The sequence below is a fragment of the Streptomyces noursei genome (genome assembly GCF_016917755.1).
In the GTDB taxonomy this organism is placed as follows: domain Bacteria; phylum Actinomycetota; class Actinomycetes; order Streptomycetales; family Streptomycetaceae; genus Streptomyces; species Streptomyces yunnanensis.
In genome coordinates this window covers 7,867,015-7,883,318 of the sequence record NZ_CP070326.1, presented here as the reverse complement: position 1 = coordinate 7,883,318, position 16,304 = coordinate 7,867,015, and the positions used below count along the sequence as shown (strand labels likewise).

Here is a 16,304-nt window from a genome sequence, read left to right as displayed (position 1 = left end):
GCGGAGATGACTGACCCGGAATGGTGGGACGACAGCGCCTATGAGGCCGAGTTGCGGCGGTCGCGGCGAGTGGCGCGCTTCGGGTGGGCCGCGATGGTGGCGATCGGCGTCGGCACGACAGCCCTCATGGCCCTGGCCGCATGTGCCGTGATCGTGGGATTCGTGATGCTGGCCGTTGGCCAAGACTATTGACGGTGGTCGGCCCGCTCCTCGCGGTTCGCGGGGCCGACGACGAGAGCGGCGGCGCCGCCGCGGTCCGCCGTGTGCGGTGCGTCGCGTCACCGTGCGAACCCACCGGGCCCGCGGGCCGAGTCCACGGTCGCGAAGTGAGCCGCGCCACATGCTGTCACAGTCGTCGACCGCACGGTGTCTTGAGGCCGGAACCCTGGAAACGAAGGAGACACCATGACCGGGAACACCGAGGTGGTCGTGATCGGCGGCGGTTACGCCGGAGTCATGGCGGCCAACCGCCTGACGCAGCGCAACGACGTGACGGTGACGCTGATCAACCCGCGCCCGACCTTCGTCGAGCGGATCCGCCTGCACCAGGTGGTGGCCGGCAACCACCACGCGGTCGTCGACTACCGGGAGATCCTGCCCGACGGCGTACGCCTGGTGGTCGACACCGTGACCCGGATCGACGCGGCCGGGCACAGCCTGACGCTGACGACCGGCGACACGATCGGCTACGACTACCTGATCTACGCGGTGGGCAGTGGCAGCGCCGATCCGCGCGTGCCCGGGGCCGCCGAGTTCGCCCACCCGATCGCCGGTCTGGAGGAGGCGCGGCGGCTGCGGCCGGTCCTCGCCGCCGCGCCTGCGAAGGCCCCGGTGACGGTCGTCGGCGCCGGTCCGACCGGTATCGAGACCGCCGCCGAACTGGCCGAGTCCGGCCGCTCCGTGACCCTGGTCTGCGGCCGGGTCCTCGGCCCCTACCTGCACCCCAGCGGTCGGCGCTCGGTCGCCGGGCGACTGGCCCGACTCGGGGTGAAGGTCATCGACGGCCCCGACGCGAAGGTGACGGCGGTGACCCGCGACGCCGTGCGGCTCGGTGACGGCCGCACGCTGCCGAGCGAGGTGACCATCTGGACCGCCGGATTCGGCGTGCCCGACCTGGCCGACCGCAGCGGGCTGAGCACCGATGCCCTGGGGCGACTGCTCACGGACGAGACGTTGACCAGCGTGGACGACGCGCGGATCGTTGCGGCCGGGGACTCGGCGGCGCCGTCGGACCTGCCGTTCCGGATGAGCTGTCAGGCCGCGGGGCCGCTGGGTGCCCAGGCCGCCGACACGGTGCTCAGCCGGATCGCGGGGGAGCGGCCCGCGACCCTCACCGTGGGGTTCGCCGGCCAGTGCATCAGCCTGGGGCGTCGGGTGGGCATCTTCCAGTTCGCCAGCAAGGAGGACGCCGCGAAGAGGTACTACCTGGGCGGCCGAGCGGGCGCGAAGCTCAAGGAGTTCATCTGCGCCGGCACCGTCAAGCAACTGGTGGACGAGGGACGCAAGCCCGGTTCCTACCGCTTGCACAGGATGTTCAAGGAGGGCAAGCGCCAGGAACTGCTGCGGGCCGGGCGCGACGGGGCGCCCGTCACCGCTGAACGCGGCGCCTAGCCAGGCATGGTGGCCGACTCGTTCGACGGCCGTCGTTCGGCGGCCGGCGGTCCGGGGCGGGCCGTGCGCGTCCGAGCTCCTCGTGATGGGACCCGGGGCGTGTGCAGGGACCGAGTTCGGGCCGGTCCCTCCCCCCCCCCGGGGGCGCCGGCCCGAACGCACGACGCCTGCGGCGCCGGGCCGTTGCTACGGGCGGACGAGGAGGATCGAGTTGATCGGCGTCAGGTCCTTGTCCACGTAGTAGCCGACACCGAGGTAGCCCTGGCAGTCGCCGGTTCCGTTGACGCCGGTGCAGGTGCGGGCCGTCGCGCCGTCCGTCTGGTTGTTCAGGACGTAGTGCTGCCCGAACTGGTTGTGGAGGTTGTGGGCCCCGTAGCTGTAGAAGGCGAGCGACGGGCGGTCGCCGTTCCACCCGGCGTTCTGCGGGTAGACGCACACCGCGCCGGACGGGCAGCCGTGCAGACTGCCCGCGGCCGGGGCGGCTTCGGCTCCGGTCGCACCGACCATGGCGAGCGCCGCCACGGCACCCGCCAGCGCGCCGGCCTTGATGATCTCTCGCATGTTCTTCCCCCTCTTGCGGTCCGGTGGCGCGACCGCCCGACTCCCCGCCCGCGGGCGGCGTGAGGGGACGCATCGCGGCCGCAACATCGCTGTTGCACAACGGATTCTGCACGAAATGCGGCGCAGCGCGCTATTCACTCTTTAGGGTGAATGTGGGGATAGGTGGCGATGAGGGGGCGGCGGGTCGGGCGGTCGGCGGCGGACGCCGGACGAGTCAACGGTTCTGTCCTGGCGGCGAGTTGGCGTGCGAGACCGGGTGATGCGCGCGCGGTCAGGCCCGGGTGGGCGTTCCGGCGGTCAGGCTCGCCCGGATCGACGCCGCGGTGTGGCACAGCAGGTAGCGAGTGCGGACGGACGCCGCGAGGACGGGGTTCAGCAGGTCGTCGGGGCCGGTCACGCTCAGTGCGACGGCGCGCTCCGGCGCTTCCGGGCACGGCACGACGGTCGCCAACTCGGCGGTGTGCGCGTCCGGCTTCGGAGCGAACACACAGCGGCCGTCGTGCGGCAGGGCCAGTGCCTGCGCCGCCGCGCAGGTGGGCGGCAGCACGTCACCGGTCGCAAGCCGCTGCGGGCTGTTGTCGGGCCGGAACACATGGTGGATGATCTGGGCGCCGCACGGATGGGCCACGGCGAGCCGGACGCTCATTCCGCTGCGCGAGGCCAGTTCGTCGGTCCAGATCATGGCCGCGGCCCGCAGGCAGTTGTAGTCCTGTGGTGGGGCGGCGGCCCGGTCGTCGAGGTGTTGCGCCGCCAGCCGCAGGGTCGAGACGGCACGGCGCAGCACGGTGGTTGTGCGGTCCATGGTGAACAACTCCTCACCCGGGTTCGACGCGGATCCGGTCGTCGACCGGTCCCTCGGTCCCTTCCGCCACCGTAGGGGCCGGGCCCGGGCCGTGGTGTCGGCCGTCCGGGGGGACAGGAGGTGGACGCGAGGGGGCCGGTCGGTGGACGTGCCGTGCACTGATCGGTGGACGGAGGCGTCCACCGATGACGTGTCGCCGAGGACCCGAACAGCTCGGCCGCGACGCCGGCTTCGGGCCGTCGTCATCCCGCTCGGTCGTTGGCGGGCCACAGCCAGCGGTGCGCCAGCACGGTGATCAGCCCGCCAAGGAGGTTGAGCGCCACCCGGACCGCGGCCGCGTACCAGGGCACCGACTCGTCGAAGTCGCTCAGCAGCAGGAGCAGCACGGGCGAGGCCAGGGCCCAGTAGGCGTAGTTGGCAGGGCGGAAGGCGTAGGCCGCGGCGCCGGAGACGCCCACCACCGCCGCCACCGCGTACGCGCCCGGGTGGGCCAGCAGCAGCCCGGCGGCGACCACCCCGCCCACGCTGTTGCCCAGCACCCGCTTCGCGGACTTGGTACGCGTGCCCTCGGGTGTGGGTTGGAGCGTCAACAGCAGGGACGTGACCAGCCAGTGGCCCTCGCCCCACAGCGAGCCCTGCCAGCCGGTGGCCACTGTGGCGGCCCCGCTGAGCAGCGCCAGTCGGCCGGCATGGCGCACGGTGGCGGTCGAGGAGCCGGTCGTACGCGCCGGGCCCGGCGTGCCGCCCGGAGTCGTGGCCGGCCGCAGTGGCAGCAGCAGGGCGGCCGTCCACAGGCACCCCACCAGTTGGGCAAGGCCGGGCAGCACCAGGGGATGCGCACCGTCGCCGGTGATGCCCACCAGCAGCACGGCGAGGGCGGCGGTGGTCCCCATCCGGGGCAGCAGCGCGCCGAGGAACGCCGCCACCGCCACCCCCGGCGCCAGGGCCGCCACCCCGCTGCCCGCCAGGGCGACGAAGACTCCGGCCGCGGTCACCCCCACCGTGCGGACCGCCAGGCAGCGAGCCCGTTCGGCTCGGCCCGCACCGTCCGGGAAGGGCATCGCCACCAGCACCGCGGGCATGGCGACCGACGCTCCGGTGGCCGGATGCCCGGCCCAGGCACCCACCACCAGTGGCGCGGCCAACGCCACTCCGGCCGCGACGCCGTCGGCGTACCGGGGTCGTCCCTCGGGCCGCAGCAGGGCGGTGACCGTATCCGACACCACGCGAACCTTCGAACGGATCACCACGGCACCACGGTACGGGCTCGGTTGCGGCATCACGTGAGGGCGCGCCTCCTCCGGCAGGAGGGGCGGGGCGTCTGCGGTTCCCGCACGGTGAGGGGCTGTCTTGGGTGGCCGGACGAGTCGGCGGGGCGGCATCGGATGGGGGGCCGTGGTTCACCGCCGTTCGGACACCGGACGGTGTTGCTGGGCCCGTCCGGCGGCCTCGGAGCGGACGCCGAGCCGCAGGTCGCTCAGGCTGGCCAGGAGGGTGCCCAGCACCGCGACGCCGGCTCCGGTCAGGAAGATGACGGAGTACTCGCCGCGGTCGGCCGGGCCCGTCGCGAGGGCCGGGGCGACCCCGCCGCCGGCGAACATTCCTGTTACGTACAGTGACACCATCGTGCCGCGCACCCGCGGCAGCACGGTGGCCGCCCCGGAGGCGCGAGGAGTTGGTGAACATCCACCCACCACCGAGCAGGGCAGTGGCCACCACCACGGTGGACAGCCGGCCCCCGGTCGCGGCGACCAGCAGAGCGGCGGTCGCCAGGACACCCCCGATGGCGATCAGCCCCCACCGGGGCACGTGCGCGGTCAGCGTCCCGTACACCAGGGACCAGCCCAGCCCGGCGAGCCCGAAGACCGCCGAAATCAGGCCGGCAACCGAGGCCGAGGCGCCGTGGTGTTGCAGCAGGGCGGGCAGGAACGTCACACAGCCCAGCACCACGGCGCCCATCAGGAACCCGCACAGGATCACCAACATGGCCGGCCGGGCAGGACGAACACACAGCGCCAACTCGCCGCGCTCACGATGACGCCGCCCAGGGCGATACCGGCGGCGATGGCCACCAGCACGGTCGTCCTGGCGAACCGGTCGAAGGCCGACCAGAATCCCGCCGTCACCAGCACGAACGGCATCCGGTCCGGCTGACCGGGCTGCCGTGTCGGCGGTGCCGCCTGCTTGGCCGGGGCCATGATTTCACCGTAGCGGCGCCTGTCCGTGCGCTCATCTCCAGGCCGGACCGGTACCGGTGACGGACCACTCCGAGCGGGCCGTCACTCCAGCAGGCGCCGCCTCATCGCCTCGGCGACGGCGGCGGCCCGGTCCGAGACCCCCAGCTTCTCGTACAGCCGCTGGGTGTGGGTCTTGACCGTGCTCGCGCCCAGATACAGCTCCGCCGCCACCTGCGGGATGCTCTTGCCCTCGGCGAACCCGCGCAGCACCTGCCGCTCGCGCTCGGAGAGGACGGGCGTGTCGCGATCGGCCCGCATCCTGATCTCCTCGGCCAGCCCACCGGACGCGTCCTCCGAGATCACACGGCCACCCCGGGCGACCTTCAGCACCGCTTCCACGATCCGGGTACGCGGGGCGTCCTTGCCGAGATAGCCGTAGGCACCCTCCTCCACGGCCTGGTACACGACCGCGCTGTCCGTGGTGGCGGTCAGCAGGAGCGCCCGGGTCGGCAATCCGTCGCGGGTCATGGCGTGGATGACGGCGATGCCGTCCATCGACGGCAGCCGGTAGTCGAGTACGGCGACCTGCGGGCCGAATTCTCGGATCGCCTGGAGCGCCGACTCGCCGTCCGCGCATTCCGCCACCACGTCGATCTGCCCGCTGAGCTGGAATCCCCGGGTGAGCCCCTGGCGGTAGACGGGATGGTCATCGGCGATCACCACGGTCACCGGCCTGCCGGAATCGGTCTCCATGCCGTCACTCCCGTCAGGTGCGGAAACGGGAAACAAGCACCTGAAGCACAACGTAACCGTCGGTCATGGAGATCACAAAAGCTGGACCGCGGAGGGGGGCGAAAGCCGGACGGGGGAGGGGGCGCCACCCGTCCGATGGCCCGTTCGGCCGATCCGCCCTGGGATGAACCATCCGTATCGTGAAATTCGAGGAAAAGGGATGAGGAGGGATCACTCATGATGAACACGGTGAATGCGGTGCGCCGCGTGGTGGTCGGCGTCAACGGCTCGGTCGGCAGCTCCCGCGCCCTGCGACGGGCCGCAGACGAGGCACGTCGCCACCACGCACAACTGTGCCCGGTGATGATCTACTCCTCCCCCCAGGGCGACTACATCGACATGCTCTGGCCGCCGGACGCGGAGACGGAACACGAACTCGCCAGCGACGCCCGGCACCGCCTGGCCGGCATCTGCCACCGCGTCCTCGACCAGCAGGGGGACGGTCCGTGCTGCGCCCCCGTGGTGGCTCGCGGCCCGGCCGGTCCGCTGCTGGTGCAGGCCGCCGACCGCGACGGCGACCTGCTGGTCATCGGCGGCGGCTCACGGGGCATGCTCAGCCGCTTGGTCAGTGGCTCGGTGGGGCGGTACTGCGTGCGGCACGCGGAGGGCCCGGTGCTGGTCGTACCCGACGAGGAGTCCGCGGACGAGGCATCCGACGCCGCCTGAGGGGGGTCGGGGCAGGTCGCTCAGGACGGAAGGCGCACCTCGACCGTGGTCGGGCCGCCCGGCGCACTGTCCACCTGCCACTGTCCGCCCGCACTCTCCACCCGTGCGCAGTGGCTCGCCAGGCCGATATGGCCCTCGTGCAGCCGCTGTTGGGCAACGGCCGGGGTGAATCCCCGGCCGTTGTCGTGCACGGCGAGCACCGTTTCGCCGCACTGCGTGCGCAGGTGCACGGAGACCTCGGTGGCCCGTGCGTGTTTGACGACGTTGGTCAGCAGCTCACGTGCCACGGAGTAGAGGAGTTCCTGGTGGGCGAGCGGCGCGGGTGCCTGGATGTCGTACTCCACGCTGAACCCGCCGCGCTGGGCGCATCGTTGACCCATGGCCTTCAGGGCCGGCCCCAGGCCCTTCGTGGACAGCGCCTGCGGGTGGAGATCGACGATGATGCCGCGGATCTCCCCGATGGTCGTGCGCAGCTCCGAACGGATCCGGGTGAGCGGGTCGCCACCGGCCCGTTCGGGCACCTCGTCCAGGTCCTGCACCGCGACCGTCAGGGTCTGTACCGGCCCGTCGTGCAGCGCGTCCGCGAGGTCGCCGCGCTCGCGGCTCTCCGCCTGGAGGGCGTCCTCCAGCAGCAGTTCACGGGATCTGAGCAGGTCATCGATCCGTTGTGTGCGGCGGTTCAACAGCTTGGCGATGACGACGGAGGCCAGCACGGTCCACAGCAGGTACGTCTGGTCCGACAACACCGACCAGGTCCAGTCGGCGCGATGCGTCGGCAGACCCGGAACGGACATCACGGTGTAACCGGCCATGCAGATGAGGCCGAAGACCGCGGTCACCACGGGCAGCTGCCAGAGGACGGTGGCCATCGGCCACATGAAGTAGGCATAGCGCACGGCGGAGTTCCGCCCACCCGACACGGCAGCCAGGGCAGTGATCAGGGTGAGGTCGACGACCAGTGCGGCCGCCGCGCCGCGCGCATCGGTCACCGGCCACCGGTACACCCACAGCAGGCGGCCTCCCGCCCACAGCGCATAGCCGGCCGCCAGCAGGCCGAAGGGGAGCGCCGCGATGGAACGGCCGGCCTGCAGCCCGGCCGGGACCAGCGGCACCAGCATCAACAGGCGGACCCACGCCACGTGCCGGGAGGTCTCCGCCGCCGTGTCACCTGCTGTTCCCCGGGACCACGGCGGCAGCGGAACGAGGCGCCCGAGGGGGCGGTCGCTTCTGCGACGGTGCATGGTGCGACATTACCGAACGGCTGGCCAGCGGGCCGGCGATGACGGGCCGTCGGTTTCCGTCCGTATGGCGGGCGGTCGCCGACCGCACGCCGTACGCCCCCACCGCGGGCCGGTGCCGCCGCGCGGCTGTCACGGCTCGTAGCGCAGCAACAGCGCCGCGGCATCGTCGTGGAGCGAACCGCCGGTGTGCGCGCGGACATCCGCGTGGAGCCGGGACAGTACGTGCTCGGGGTCTCCGGCCTGCAGCGTGGCCAGGCGCTCAGGCAGCGGATAGAACCGTCCGGCGCCGTCACGGGCCTCGGTGATGCCGTCGGTGTAGAGGAGCACCGCGTCGCCCTGCCGTACCGGGTGGTGCAGCACCGGCGGGCGGACGTCCTCCGGCGGCAGTACGCCCAGCGGCGGCACCGGATCCGGGGGATCCAGCGGCACCGGCGCCCGGCCCGGTTGGAGCATCAGGGGAGCGGGATGCCCGCAGTTGACCACCTGGAGCGCGGCGGACGTGCCGCACTGCGGTGTCGGCAGACACAGCATGGCCAGGGTCACGAACTCCTCCGTGCCGGGCGGCAGGCTGCGGTTCAGGGAGACGGCGATGCGGCGGACGACCTCCGCCGGGCAGTGTTCGTCATGGGCCGCCTCGCGGAAGGCGCCCAGCACCACGGAGGCGGCGGCCACCGCCGGCAGGCCCTTGCCGCGCACATCGCCGATCAGCGCCCGCACACCCCACCGGGTCAGCACCACGTCGTACAGGTCCCCGCCGATCCGGGCACAGGCCGCCGCGGCGGAGTAGTCCACCGCGATCCGCGCGGGTCCCAGGCGTGCGGGCAGCGGGCGCAGCAGGACCTGCTGGGCCACCTCGGCGGTGACGCGGACCTGGGCCAGCTCGCGGTCCTGGCGGGCCCGCGCCCACACGGTGGCGCAGCCGATGACCGTGGTCAGGGCGACGGCGTCCAGCGTGGCGAGATGACTGGCGAGCAGGACCTCGTCGGTGCGGAAGGCGTCGATGAAGCTGGCGGCCGCGGTGACCACACCGAGCTGCACCGGGTACCAGACCCGGCGTCCCACCGCCGCGGCCAGCGCCGGCACCGCCGCCAGTGCCGGCGCGATGACCACCCAGACCGGCAGCGCCGCGTCGACGGCCACCAGCACCACCAGCAGCGCCCAGGGCAGAAAGGGCGCCCAGGCCCGGCGCGACAGCACCACGCCGCCCGCCGGGGCGTGACGCGCAGGCACGTCGCCGGTGCACAGCACGTCGCTCGGGTCGCCGGTGGACAGGTCATCGCGGAGGTACCGGGACTGCCGGTGCATCGTGTACATCGCACCCTCGGGGCGGGAGTCGGTCGCTTGTCTCCCCCTCACGCTAGGAGCGCGCTGATCTGCGGGGGATCGGCCGTCCGGCCCACCGGCGGGCCCGGCGGCGCCGGCCGATCGGTGGACCCGCGGGCCCGGTTGCCGGCCGTATCGGTGACCGGGGCCTGGTGTGCGGAGAACGCTCAGGCGGCGTCGTCGGCGGAGTGCACCAGGAGCACCGGGCAGTGGGCGTGCCGCAGGCAGTAGCGGCTGACCGAACCGTGCAGCAGCCGGTGCAGCGAGCCGTGCCCGCCGTCGCCCACCACCAGCACGTCGGTGTCCCGGGCGGCACAGGCCACCAGGGCCATCCCGGCCGGTGCCCGGACCGTCCGGGGCAGCACCCGCGCACCGTTGCCTGCGGTGCCGGTGCCGAACGCCTCCTGGCAGGCCCGCGTCAGCGTGGCATCGGCGTCGCGCTCCCAGTGCGCGCGCACGTCCGCCGGTGCCGGGTGGACGGCGTCCGCCGCCTCGCCGCCCGGGGGCGCCCAGGCGTGCACGGGGCACAGCAGCGCGTGATGGCGGGCGGCCTCCTGGGCGCCGCGTCGGAGCGCCGCGACGCTGCCGGGCGAGCCGTCCACTCCCACCACCACCCGCTTGACCATCGTCGACATCTCGCCACGCCTCCTTCTTCGTCGTCCGGGGAGTTCCGAAGATAGGAGGCGGTGCGGGGCGGCGGCATCGGTCGAACGGTTGAAACGGCAGGGGACGGGTGCGTCGATCGGCACGGGCCAGGCCGCTGGCTGCCTGCCCGCCCTTGTCTGTGGGGCCGTCACTCGCCGGGTGCGGTGGGCGTCTCCTGGCCGGCCGCGGCCAGCGCCCGGAGCGTCGGCAGTGCCGCGGTGAGGGCGGCGCGCTGGTCGTCGGTGAGGGTGGCCGGGGTGTCGGCTGCTCCGGCAGCCTGGGCGCCGACTCCTTCAACACCGCCGCCCTGCGCGCGACCGCCGCCCTCGCCGGCCCCGCGATCGGCCTGTACATATGGGACGGCCGGGCCAGCTCAAGAACGCCCTCGACTGGGCGTCCCGCCCCTACGGCAGCTCCGCGCTCTCCGCCAAGACCGCCGCCGTCATCAGCGCCAGCCCAGCGCCTACGGTGCCCAGTGGGCCCAGGAGGAACTGCGCAAGGTCCTGACTGCCTGTGGCGCGCGGGGCATCGACCAGGGTGTGGCGATCACCGAGGCCCATACCGCCTTCCACCCCGACAACTCCCCGCGCGATCCCGGCCTCCGCGCCCGCCTGGCCGCCCTCGTCGAGGGACTGCACCGCCACGTCACCGGGTGACTGCCCAGGGCCCGCCGGTGGACACCGCGATCCACCGGTGGGTCCGGCGCCTGTGGGATGGGCCGGAGCAGCCGCCCGCGGTGACGATCGAACCCGTGCCTGTACCGAGGAGAGTGGGGAGGCGTAGCGGTGTTCGGAGCGTATCGGGCGATGTTGTCGGCCCCCGGGGCCCGACCGCTGGTGGCGGTGGGCTGGTTGGCGCGGATGCCGCGCGCCATGATCGGCCTGGGCCTGGTGGGCCTGGTGTCCGGGCGGCACGGCAGCTACGGCCTGGCCGGCGCGGTCTGTTCCACCTTCGTCCTGGCCAACGCCGTGATCAGTCCCTGGGTGGCACGCGCGGTCGACCGGTACGGGCAGCGCCGGGCCGCCGTGCCCGCGCTGATGGTCTCCTGTGCGGGACTGGTGACGCTGGTCGCCTGTGGCGTCCTCGTGCTGCCGGGCTGGGTGTACTTCCCGGCTGCGGTCACCGCCGGCACCCTGCCCAACGTGGACTCGATGCTGCGCGCCCGGTGGAGCGCGCTCTACCGCGACGACCCGAGGTTGCACACCGCCTTCTCGCTGGAAAGCGTGGCTGAGAACGTGACCTTCGTCGCCGGTCCGATACTGGCACTGTGCCTGGCCACCGGCATCGCCCCCGAGGCGGGTGTACTCAGCGCTCTGGCCTGCGCCCTCGTCGGCACACTGGCCCTCACCGGGCAACGTGCCACCGAACCCGCCCTCGCCGCGCGCCACCTCCACACCACGGCCCCGTCTCTGCTGCGCAACGGCGCGGTGTGGGTGCTGTGCACGGTGTTCGTGGGCGTCGGTGCGGTCTTCGGTTCGCTGGACGTCACCTGCGTCGCCTACGGGGCCTCCCTGGGGCACAAGGCCGCCGCCTCGCTCGCCCTGGTGTGCCTGGCGGTCGGGAGCACGCTGGCGGGACTGGTGATGGGCGGGCTCCAATGGCGCTCCACGTTGCGTACGCGCCTGTTGCTGAGCACTGCCGTCTTCGCCCTGCTGCTGTTCCCGCTGTTCGTGGTCGACGGCCTGCCGGCACTCGGCGCGGTCCTGCTGCTGTCCGGGATGTTCGCCTCGCCGAGCATGATCACCGCCAACTCCCTTGTGCAGCGCCTGGTTCCGGCGGTGCGGCTGAACGAGGGGCTGAGCTGGTTGCTGTCCGGTCTCTCGGTCGGCATATCGGCAGGCGATGTGCTGGCAGGTTGGGCCATCGACACCGCAGGCCCGCATGCCGCCTTCGTCACCCCGGTGGCCTGCGCGGTCTTCGCGGCACTGGCCGTCGCCGCCGGGTGGAGGGCGATAGCGCTGTGAGTCTTACGGCTGCCGCCGCGCAGTGGGTGCGCCGGGCCCGCCGGCCCGCACGTGCGTCAGCGGCGGAACGGCCCGCCTCCGCGTGTCACTTCTCCCCGCGGACGACCCGACCGACGGCGTTGCCGAGATACTCGCGCTCGTCGTCCCGCAACGGGGGCAGGGGGTGGCGTGGGCCGGGTGGAGGGAGTCGAAGAGCAGGGCGACGGAACGGGCGCGCATCGAGGCGGTGGTGCCTGGCAGGGCCAGGCCCGCGATGCCCATCACCAGGCAGTGCGGGATATCGGCTTCGGTGAGGTCGTCCCGGACCTCTCCCGCTTCCTGTGCCCGTACCAGCAGCGGGTGCAGGGAGTCGCTGAACTGCTGGAGTGCGTCGACGGCGCCGTCGTGATCGCCGGTTGGGCGGCGATCGTCGCCGTCGTGGTGTCGTTGCTGGCGGTCAACCGATTCCGGTGCCCGGCCGGTGCCCGGCGTGGTGGTTTCGGGCGACGGCTCCCTGGCCATGCTGCAGTTCCAATTCGACGAACAGACCTATGAGTTGCCGTCCGGCACCATCGACAGCCTCGTCACGGCCGCCCGGCAGCAGGCCGACCGCGGACACCTGGAGGTACTGCCCTCGGCGACGATGACGGAGCTGCCCGAGGTCGTCGGCGTCGGCGTCGGCGAGATCATCGGCTTGGTCGTCGCGGCCGTCGTCCTCCTGGTCGCCCTCGGATCCCTGGTGGCCGTCGGACTGCCCCTGCTCGTGGCCCTGTCCGGCGTCATCGTCGGCGTGGGCGGCACCTTCGCGCTCTCCAGCGTCTTCGAGATCCACTCGCTCACCGCCATGCTGGCCCTGATGCTGGGACTGGCGGTCGGCATCGCCCTGACGTTGCTGCCCGCCGCGCTGGGCCTGGTGAAGGAGGGTATCTGCTCCACCCGCGCCCGAAACCGGGCCCGGGACCGTGTGAGCAACCCCGAGGGGCGCGGCACCCGGTGGGGGAGTGGCCTGGCCCGTCGCAGGGGGCCCGCATTCCTCGCCACCTGTCTGGTGACGCTGGCGCTGGCCGTACCGCCGTCGACATGGAACTCGGCCTGCCCTCCCAGGCCAGCTATCACCCCGACACCGCACAGCGCCGAACTACCAGGAGGTCAGCAGGGCATTCGGTCCCGGCTACAACGGCCCGTTGATGGTCGTGGCGCGCTCCATGGACCAGGGACACCCGCTCGCACCGCAGACCCTGGCAGCCGTCGCCCGCGACCTCAAGGCCACCGAGGGCACCGACTCGGTGAGCCTCGCCGCGCTGAACTCCACCGGCAGCACGGCCGTGTTCGGGCTCGTTCCGCAGGACGGCCCCGACGACGAGGGCACCAAGCAACTCGCCACCGCGGTGCGGGCGAAGAGCCGGGACATGAGCGCGGCACACGGCGTCCCCCTGGGCACCACCGGCTTCACGGCGCTGGCCATCGACGTCTCGGACAGCCTGGCCGACGCGCTGCCCCTCCACCTGCTCACCGTCCTGGGACTGTCGCTCGTCGTGCTCCTGTTGGTATTCCGCTCCATACTCGTCCCGGTGCTGGCCACCGCGGGATTCCTGCTCAGCGTGGCGGCCACCTTCGGCGCCACGACCGCGGTCTTCCCATGGGGCTGGCCCCAGCCGCTGCTGGGGCTCGACGCGGCCACCCCCGTGGTCAGCCTGCTGCCGGTCGTCGTCACGGGGGTGTTGTACGGACTGGCCATGGACTACCAGATGTTCCTGGTCACCTCGATGCGCGAGGCGCGCGTGCACGGCGCGGACCCGGTAGGGGCCACGGTCCGTGGGTTCGCCCAGGCGGGTGCGGTGGTCGTCGCCGCGGCCACCATCATGGTGGCGGTGTTCTCCGGATTCATCTTCAACGGTCAACCCGTGATCAAGCAGCTCGCCCCCCCACCGGCACCACGTCCGCCCGTCGTTCCGGTCCCGCCGGATCAGGCGATGTCGGCTTGGTGCCGGTGGGCGTGCCGGCGGAAGTCCTCGCCGAGCCGGGCCAGTTCGGCCGCGGAACAGACCCGGCACACCTCGGGGAAGAGCCAGCTCTCGCAGTACCAGACATGCCGCTTGAACGCCGACGCCAGGGCCTGGACCCGCTCGTCGAAGCCGGCATCTCGGACCGAGGCCGACACCGCCGGGTACAGCGTCCGCATCACTTCCGCGTACTCGTCCTCCACCCGACCGGCCAGGACGTCGCCGCCGCGCACCTCGCACCGCACCACCGGCAGCAGGAAGCGACGCTCGGCCACGGCGTGCCGCTCGAACTCCGCGGCGGCGTGGCACACGAGCCGCTCGCGGTCCGCTTCGGCGGCGCAGTCGATCCGATCGAACACGGTCTGGATCGCGCGGTGGTCATGCTTCAGCTCCCCGGTCAGGTCGGACCGGTGCATGGTGTGCGTCATGGGAATTCCTCTCGGGCCATGAAGGGGGCGACGGGACGGATAATGCGATGCATTCGTCCCCGTTTTGCTCCTTGCGCCTTGCGCTTTACGTCCCCCGCTTTACGTCTTCTGCATTCCGCTTTTCGCCCTCCGTTATCGTGCGGAAAGCGGGCGGGGAATGCGCGCGGGGTTTTCCATGGCGCGGTGCAAATGTCTGACCTCGACGTTACCGGGGGCGCATGGCCGAGGGGATCGGCCGAACGGAGGGTGGGGTGGGGGAACGGTGCTCCACCGGTCCGGTCCGGATCGTCGCCGACTTGTCCCCCGCCGCCTCCTCCGGTCGCCCGAACCGCTCAGTGCCCCTCCGCTCCTACAGTCGAAACGGACCGGGCCCGGAAGACATCGGCGCGCCGCGCTGCCGCCGGTGTACCGAGTCCCCGACGCAGCCCGCCGCCCGCCGCACTCACGGGGGCCGCGTCCCTCACCACGGCGCGGCAGCGGGGGCTGCCGGCTCTTCCACGCCCCACCGCGAGGTCTGCGCGGGGCTCCCGAAGTGAGAGAGAACGATGATGCTGCTGCCCGGCCAGACGTCTGCCCGCACCGGTCTCGACCGTCGCACCGTGCGGCCCCGCAGCGGGACCGGATCGACGGACCTGCGCACCCTCCGCGGGCGCATGTTGGCCCTGGTGTGCTGTCTGGCGGTCCTCATGGTCGGCCTCGACAGCACCGCCCTGAACGTCGCCCTGCCCGACATGCAGCACCCACTGCACACCTCCGTCTCGGGCATGCAATGGGTGATCGACGTGTACAACCTGGTCGTCGCCGCGCTGATCATCCTGGCCGGTTCGACCGGGGACCGGATCGGTCGACGCCGGATCTTCGGCCTCGGGCTGCTGCTGTTCGGCCTCGGCTCCGCGCTGTGCGCGCTCGCCGCCACCCTGCAGGTCCTCATCGCCTGTCGGGTCGTCCAGGCACTCGGCGGAGTCATGATCGCCCCCGTCTCCCTCTCGGTGATCACCCACTCGTTCACGGACACCGCCCAGCGGAGTCGGGCGATCGGCATGTGGAGCGCGGCCTTCGGCACCGGGCTCGCGGTCGGCCCCCTCGTCGGCGGCGCCCTGGTCGCCGCCGACGGCTGGCGCTCGATCTTCTGGATCAATGTGCCCATCGCGTTGTCCACCCTGGCGCTGACCCGTCGGTTCGTACCGGAGTCGCGTTCGTCGGAGGTCCGGCGCACCGACGTCCTGGGCCAACTGCTGGTGGTGGTCCTGCTCGGCGCACTGACGTACGCGATCATCGAGGGCCCGCGCCATGGTTGGAGCGCGCCGCCGATCCTGACCTGCCTGGCCGCCGCGGCGGTTGCCCTCGTCGCCTTCGCGGTATGGGAGCGCAACTGCCTGCAACCCCTCGTCGACCTGTACTTCTTCCGCAGCGTGCCGTTCACCGGATCGGTGGGCATCTCCGTGGCCTCGTTCGCCGCGCTCGGCGGGTACCTGTTCGTCAGCACCCTGTACCTCCAGGACGTGCGGGGCCTGAGCGCGTTCGCCGCCGGGTTGTGGATGCTGCCGATGCCTCTGATGACGGTGGCCTGTGCTCCGGTGGCCGGCCGTCTGTCGGGCAGCCAGGGCCCGCGTCTGCCCCTGGTGCTCGCGGGTGTCGCGATGGCGTCCAGCGGCCTGCTGATGGCCGTCTGCCACGGGCAGGACCAGGCCGTGTCGCTGTGCCTCGCCTACGCCCTGTTCGGCGCCGGGATCGGCCTGGTGGACGTACCGGCGACGGCGCTGGCGGTGGCCGGCATGCCCCGGACCCGCGCGGGCACCGCCTCCGCCATCACCATGGCCGCCTGTCGCATCGGCGTGGTCCTGGGAGTGGCGACCTTCGGGGCGGTGCTGTCGTTGGGACTGACCCACGGTCTGCACCCGGGCCCGGGCGGCAGGTTGGCCTTCACCGCGGCCTTCGGGCAGGCCGAACAGCCGGTCTGGTGGATCGTCACCGGCTGCGGAGCCGCGGTGGCCCTGCTGGGGCTGTGCGTCACCGGCACGTGGGCCCGGGCCACCGCCCACCGCTCAGCCATCGCCCTGGACACCGCCCCCGCGGCGGGGCACACCAGGACATGACTGGCCCGCCTCTCTC

At 72.6% G+C, this 16,304-nt stretch carries 17 protein-coding genes and 3 pseudogenes; 8 read left to right on the top strand and 12 right to left on the bottom strand.

What is annotated here, in order from left to right:
• The first annotated feature begins 6 nt into the window (after positions 1-6).
• On the top strand, positions 7-192 hold the full coding sequence (locus tag JNO44_RS34445) for a hypothetical protein (RefSeq protein WP_205367867.1): 186 nt from the start codon (positions 7-9) through the stop codon (positions 190-192).
• Positions 193-405: 213 nt separating this feature from the next.
• The gene (locus JNO44_RS34440) at positions 406-1,611 is read left to right on the top strand and encodes an NAD(P)/FAD-dependent oxidoreductase (protein ID WP_205367866.1); all 1,206 of its coding nucleotides are present in this window, start codon (positions 406-408) and stop codon (positions 1,609-1,611) included.
• Between the two features lie 186 nt (positions 1,612-1,797).
• Here the strand turns inward: JNO44_RS34440 and JNO44_RS34435 are convergent, their stop codons facing one another.
• The 7 genes and pseudogenes from JNO44_RS34435 to JNO44_RS34410 all read right to left on the bottom strand — a co-directional run bounded on the left by JNO44_RS34435 (position 1,798) and on the right by JNO44_RS34410 (position 5,904).
• On the bottom strand, positions 1,798-2,172 hold the full coding sequence (locus JNO44_RS34435) for a hypothetical protein (RefSeq protein WP_102924718.1): 375 nt from the start codon (positions 2,170-2,172) through the stop codon (positions 1,798-1,800).
• Positions 2,173-2,443: 271 nt separating this feature from the next.
• Positions 2,444-2,974, bottom strand: coding sequence for an IclR family transcriptional regulator (locus JNO44_RS34430; protein WP_205367865.1), 531 nt, complete (start codon positions 2,972-2,974; stop codon positions 2,444-2,446).
• Positions 2,975-3,216: 242 nt separating this feature from the next.
• Positions 3,217-4,197, bottom strand: a complete 981-nt coding sequence (locus JNO44_RS34425) for an FUSC family protein (protein WP_205367864.1) — start codon at positions 4,195-4,197, stop codon at positions 3,217-3,219.
• A 177-nt stretch (positions 4,198-4,374) separates the two neighbouring features.
• On the bottom strand, positions 4,375-4,599 hold the full coding sequence (locus JNO44_RS34420) for a hypothetical protein (RefSeq protein WP_205367862.1): 225 nt from the start codon (positions 4,597-4,599) through the stop codon (positions 4,375-4,377).
• Positions 4,600-4,702: 103 nt separating this feature from the next.
• A pseudogene (locus tag JNO44_RS45300) lies at positions 4,703-4,933 on the bottom strand (hypothetical protein); the annotation flags it as partial.
• Positions 4,934-4,950: 17 nt separating this feature from the next.
• On the bottom strand, positions 4,951-5,172 hold the full coding sequence (locus JNO44_RS34415) for a hypothetical protein (protein ID WP_205367861.1): 222 nt from the start codon (positions 5,170-5,172) through the stop codon (positions 4,951-4,953).
• Positions 5,173-5,253: 81 nt separating this feature from the next.
• The gene (locus JNO44_RS34410) at positions 5,254-5,904 is read right to left on the bottom strand and encodes a response regulator transcription factor (RefSeq protein WP_205367860.1); all 651 of its coding nucleotides are present in this window, start codon (positions 5,902-5,904) and stop codon (positions 5,254-5,256) included.
• Positions 5,905-6,120: 216 nt separating this feature from the next.
• Here JNO44_RS34410 and JNO44_RS34405 point away from each other — a divergent pair, with 216 nt between their 5' ends.
• Positions 6,121-6,609: a universal stress protein gene (locus JNO44_RS34405; protein ID WP_205367859.1), complete on the top strand. Its 489-nt coding sequence runs from the start codon at positions 6,121-6,123 to the stop codon at positions 6,607-6,609.
• A 20-nt stretch (positions 6,610-6,629) separates the two neighbouring features.
• Here the strand turns inward: JNO44_RS34405 and JNO44_RS34400 are convergent, their stop codons facing one another.
• From JNO44_RS34400 to JNO44_RS34390, 3 genes are all read right to left on the bottom strand, one after another.
• The gene (locus JNO44_RS34400; protein WP_205367858.1) at positions 6,630-7,850 is read right to left on the bottom strand and encodes a sensor histidine kinase; all 1,221 of its coding nucleotides are present in this window, start codon (positions 7,848-7,850) and stop codon (positions 6,630-6,632) included.
• 129 nt (positions 7,851-7,979) lie between these two features.
• Positions 7,980-9,164: a PP2C family protein-serine/threonine phosphatase gene (locus JNO44_RS34395; protein WP_205367857.1), complete on the bottom strand. Its 1,185-nt coding sequence runs from the start codon at positions 9,162-9,164 to the stop codon at positions 7,980-7,982.
• A gap of 176 nt (positions 9,165-9,340) precedes the next feature.
• Positions 9,341-9,808 (bottom strand): universal stress protein, encoded by a 468-nt coding sequence (locus JNO44_RS34390; RefSeq protein ID WP_205367856.1) that lies wholly within the window; start codon positions 9,806-9,808, stop codon positions 9,341-9,343.
• A gap of 364 nt (positions 9,809-10,172) precedes the next feature.
• Here JNO44_RS34390 and JNO44_RS44620 point away from each other — a divergent pair, with 364 nt between their 5' ends.
• Positions 10,173-10,325 carry an NAD(P)H-dependent oxidoreductase gene (locus JNO44_RS44620; protein WP_205367855.1) on the top strand — a complete coding sequence of 51 codons (153 nt, stop codon included), beginning with the start codon at positions 10,173-10,175 and terminating at the stop codon, positions 10,323-10,325.
• Positions 10,326-10,603: 278 nt separating this feature from the next.
• Complete coding sequence (locus JNO44_RS34380; protein WP_205367854.1) at positions 10,604-11,782, top strand: MFS transporter; 1,179 nt, start codon at positions 10,604-10,606, stop codon at positions 11,780-11,782.
• A 3-nt stretch (positions 11,783-11,785) separates the two neighbouring features.
• Here JNO44_RS34380 and JNO44_RS34375 read toward each other — a convergent pair whose 3' ends face one another.
• On the bottom strand, positions 11,786-12,283 hold the full coding sequence (locus JNO44_RS34375) for an SbtR family transcriptional regulator (RefSeq protein WP_205367852.1): 498 nt from the start codon (positions 12,281-12,283) through the stop codon (positions 11,786-11,788).
• Here JNO44_RS34375 and JNO44_RS43960 point away from each other — a divergent pair.
• Both JNO44_RS43960 and JNO44_RS45295 read left to right on the top strand, forming a co-directional pair.
• Positions 12,282-12,596: pseudogene (locus JNO44_RS43960) on the top strand (MMPL family transporter); the annotation flags it as partial. The gene JNO44_RS34375 and the pseudogene JNO44_RS43960 overlap by 2 nt on opposite strands.
• A gap of 352 nt (positions 12,597-12,948) precedes the next feature.
• Positions 12,949-13,629, top strand: a pseudogene (locus JNO44_RS45295) (MMPL family transporter); the annotation flags it as partial.
• Between the two features lie 98 nt (positions 13,630-13,727).
• Here the strand turns inward: JNO44_RS45295 and JNO44_RS45290 are convergent.
• Complete coding sequence (locus JNO44_RS45290; RefSeq protein WP_420882769.1) at positions 13,728-14,180, bottom strand: hemerythrin domain-containing protein; 453 nt, start codon at positions 14,178-14,180, stop codon at positions 13,728-13,730.
• 557 nt (positions 14,181-14,737) lie between these two features.
• Between JNO44_RS45290 and JNO44_RS34360 the strand changes: the two genes are divergently transcribed.
• The gene (locus tag JNO44_RS34360; protein WP_240167789.1) at positions 14,738-16,288 is read left to right on the top strand and encodes an MFS transporter; all 1,551 of its coding nucleotides are present in this window, start codon (positions 14,738-14,740) and stop codon (positions 16,286-16,288) included.
• Positions 16,289-16,304 lie beyond the last annotated feature (16 nt).

What these genes read in the sequence shown, in the direction of transcription:
- JNO44_RS34445 (WP_205367867.1), top strand. Translation starts at nt 7, where the DNA reads ATGACTGACCCGGAATGGTGGGACGACAGCGCCTATGAGGCCGAGTTG.
- JNO44_RS34440 (WP_205367866.1), top strand. Translation starts at nt 406, where the DNA reads ATGACCGGGAACACCGAGGTGGTCGTGATCGGCGGCGGTTACGCCGGA.
- JNO44_RS34435 (WP_102924718.1), bottom strand. Translation starts at nt 2,172, where the DNA reads ATGCGAGAGATCATCAAGGCCGGCGCGCTGGCGGGTGCCGTGGCGGCG.
- JNO44_RS34430 (WP_205367865.1), bottom strand. Translation starts at nt 2,974, where the DNA reads ATGGACCGCACAACCACCGTGCTGCGCCGTGCCGTCTCGACCCTGCGG.
- JNO44_RS34420 (WP_205367862.1), bottom strand. Translation starts at nt 4,599, where the DNA reads ATGGTGTCACTGTACGTAACAGGAATGTTCGCCGGCGGCGGGGTCGCC.
- JNO44_RS34415 (WP_205367861.1), bottom strand. Translation starts at nt 5,172, where the DNA reads ATGGCCCCGGCCAAGCAGGCGGCACCGCCGACACGGCAGCCCGGTCAG.
- JNO44_RS34410 (WP_205367860.1), bottom strand. Translation starts at nt 5,904, where the DNA reads ATGGAGACCGATTCCGGCAGGCCGGTGACCGTGGTGATCGCCGATGAC.
- JNO44_RS34405 (WP_205367859.1), top strand. Translation starts at nt 6,121, where the DNA reads ATGATGAACACGGTGAATGCGGTGCGCCGCGTGGTGGTCGGCGTCAAC.
- JNO44_RS34400 (WP_205367858.1), bottom strand. Translation starts at nt 7,850, where the DNA reads ATGCACCGTCGCAGAAGCGACCGCCCCCTCGGGCGCCTCGTTCCGCTG.
- JNO44_RS34395 (WP_205367857.1), bottom strand. Translation starts at nt 9,164, where the DNA reads ATGTACACGATGCACCGGCAGTCCCGGTACCTCCGCGATGACCTGTCC.
- JNO44_RS34390 (WP_205367856.1), bottom strand. Translation starts at nt 9,808, where the DNA reads ATGTCGACGATGGTCAAGCGGGTGGTGGTGGGAGTGGACGGCTCGCCC.
- JNO44_RS44620 (WP_205367855.1), top strand. Translation starts at nt 10,173, where the DNA reads ATGGGACGGCCGGGCCAGCTCAAGAACGCCCTCGACTGGGCGTCCCGC.
- JNO44_RS34375 (WP_205367852.1), bottom strand. Translation starts at nt 12,283, where the DNA reads ATGGCCAGGGAGCCGTCGCCCGAAACCACCACGCCGGGCACCGGCCGG.
- JNO44_RS45290 (WP_420882769.1), bottom strand. Translation starts at nt 14,180, where the DNA reads ATGCACCGGTCCGACCTGACCGGGGAGCTGAAGCATGACCACCGCGCG.
- JNO44_RS34360 (WP_240167789.1), top strand. Translation starts at nt 14,738, where the DNA reads ATGATGCTGCTGCCCGGCCAGACGTCTGCCCGCACCGGTCTCGACCGT.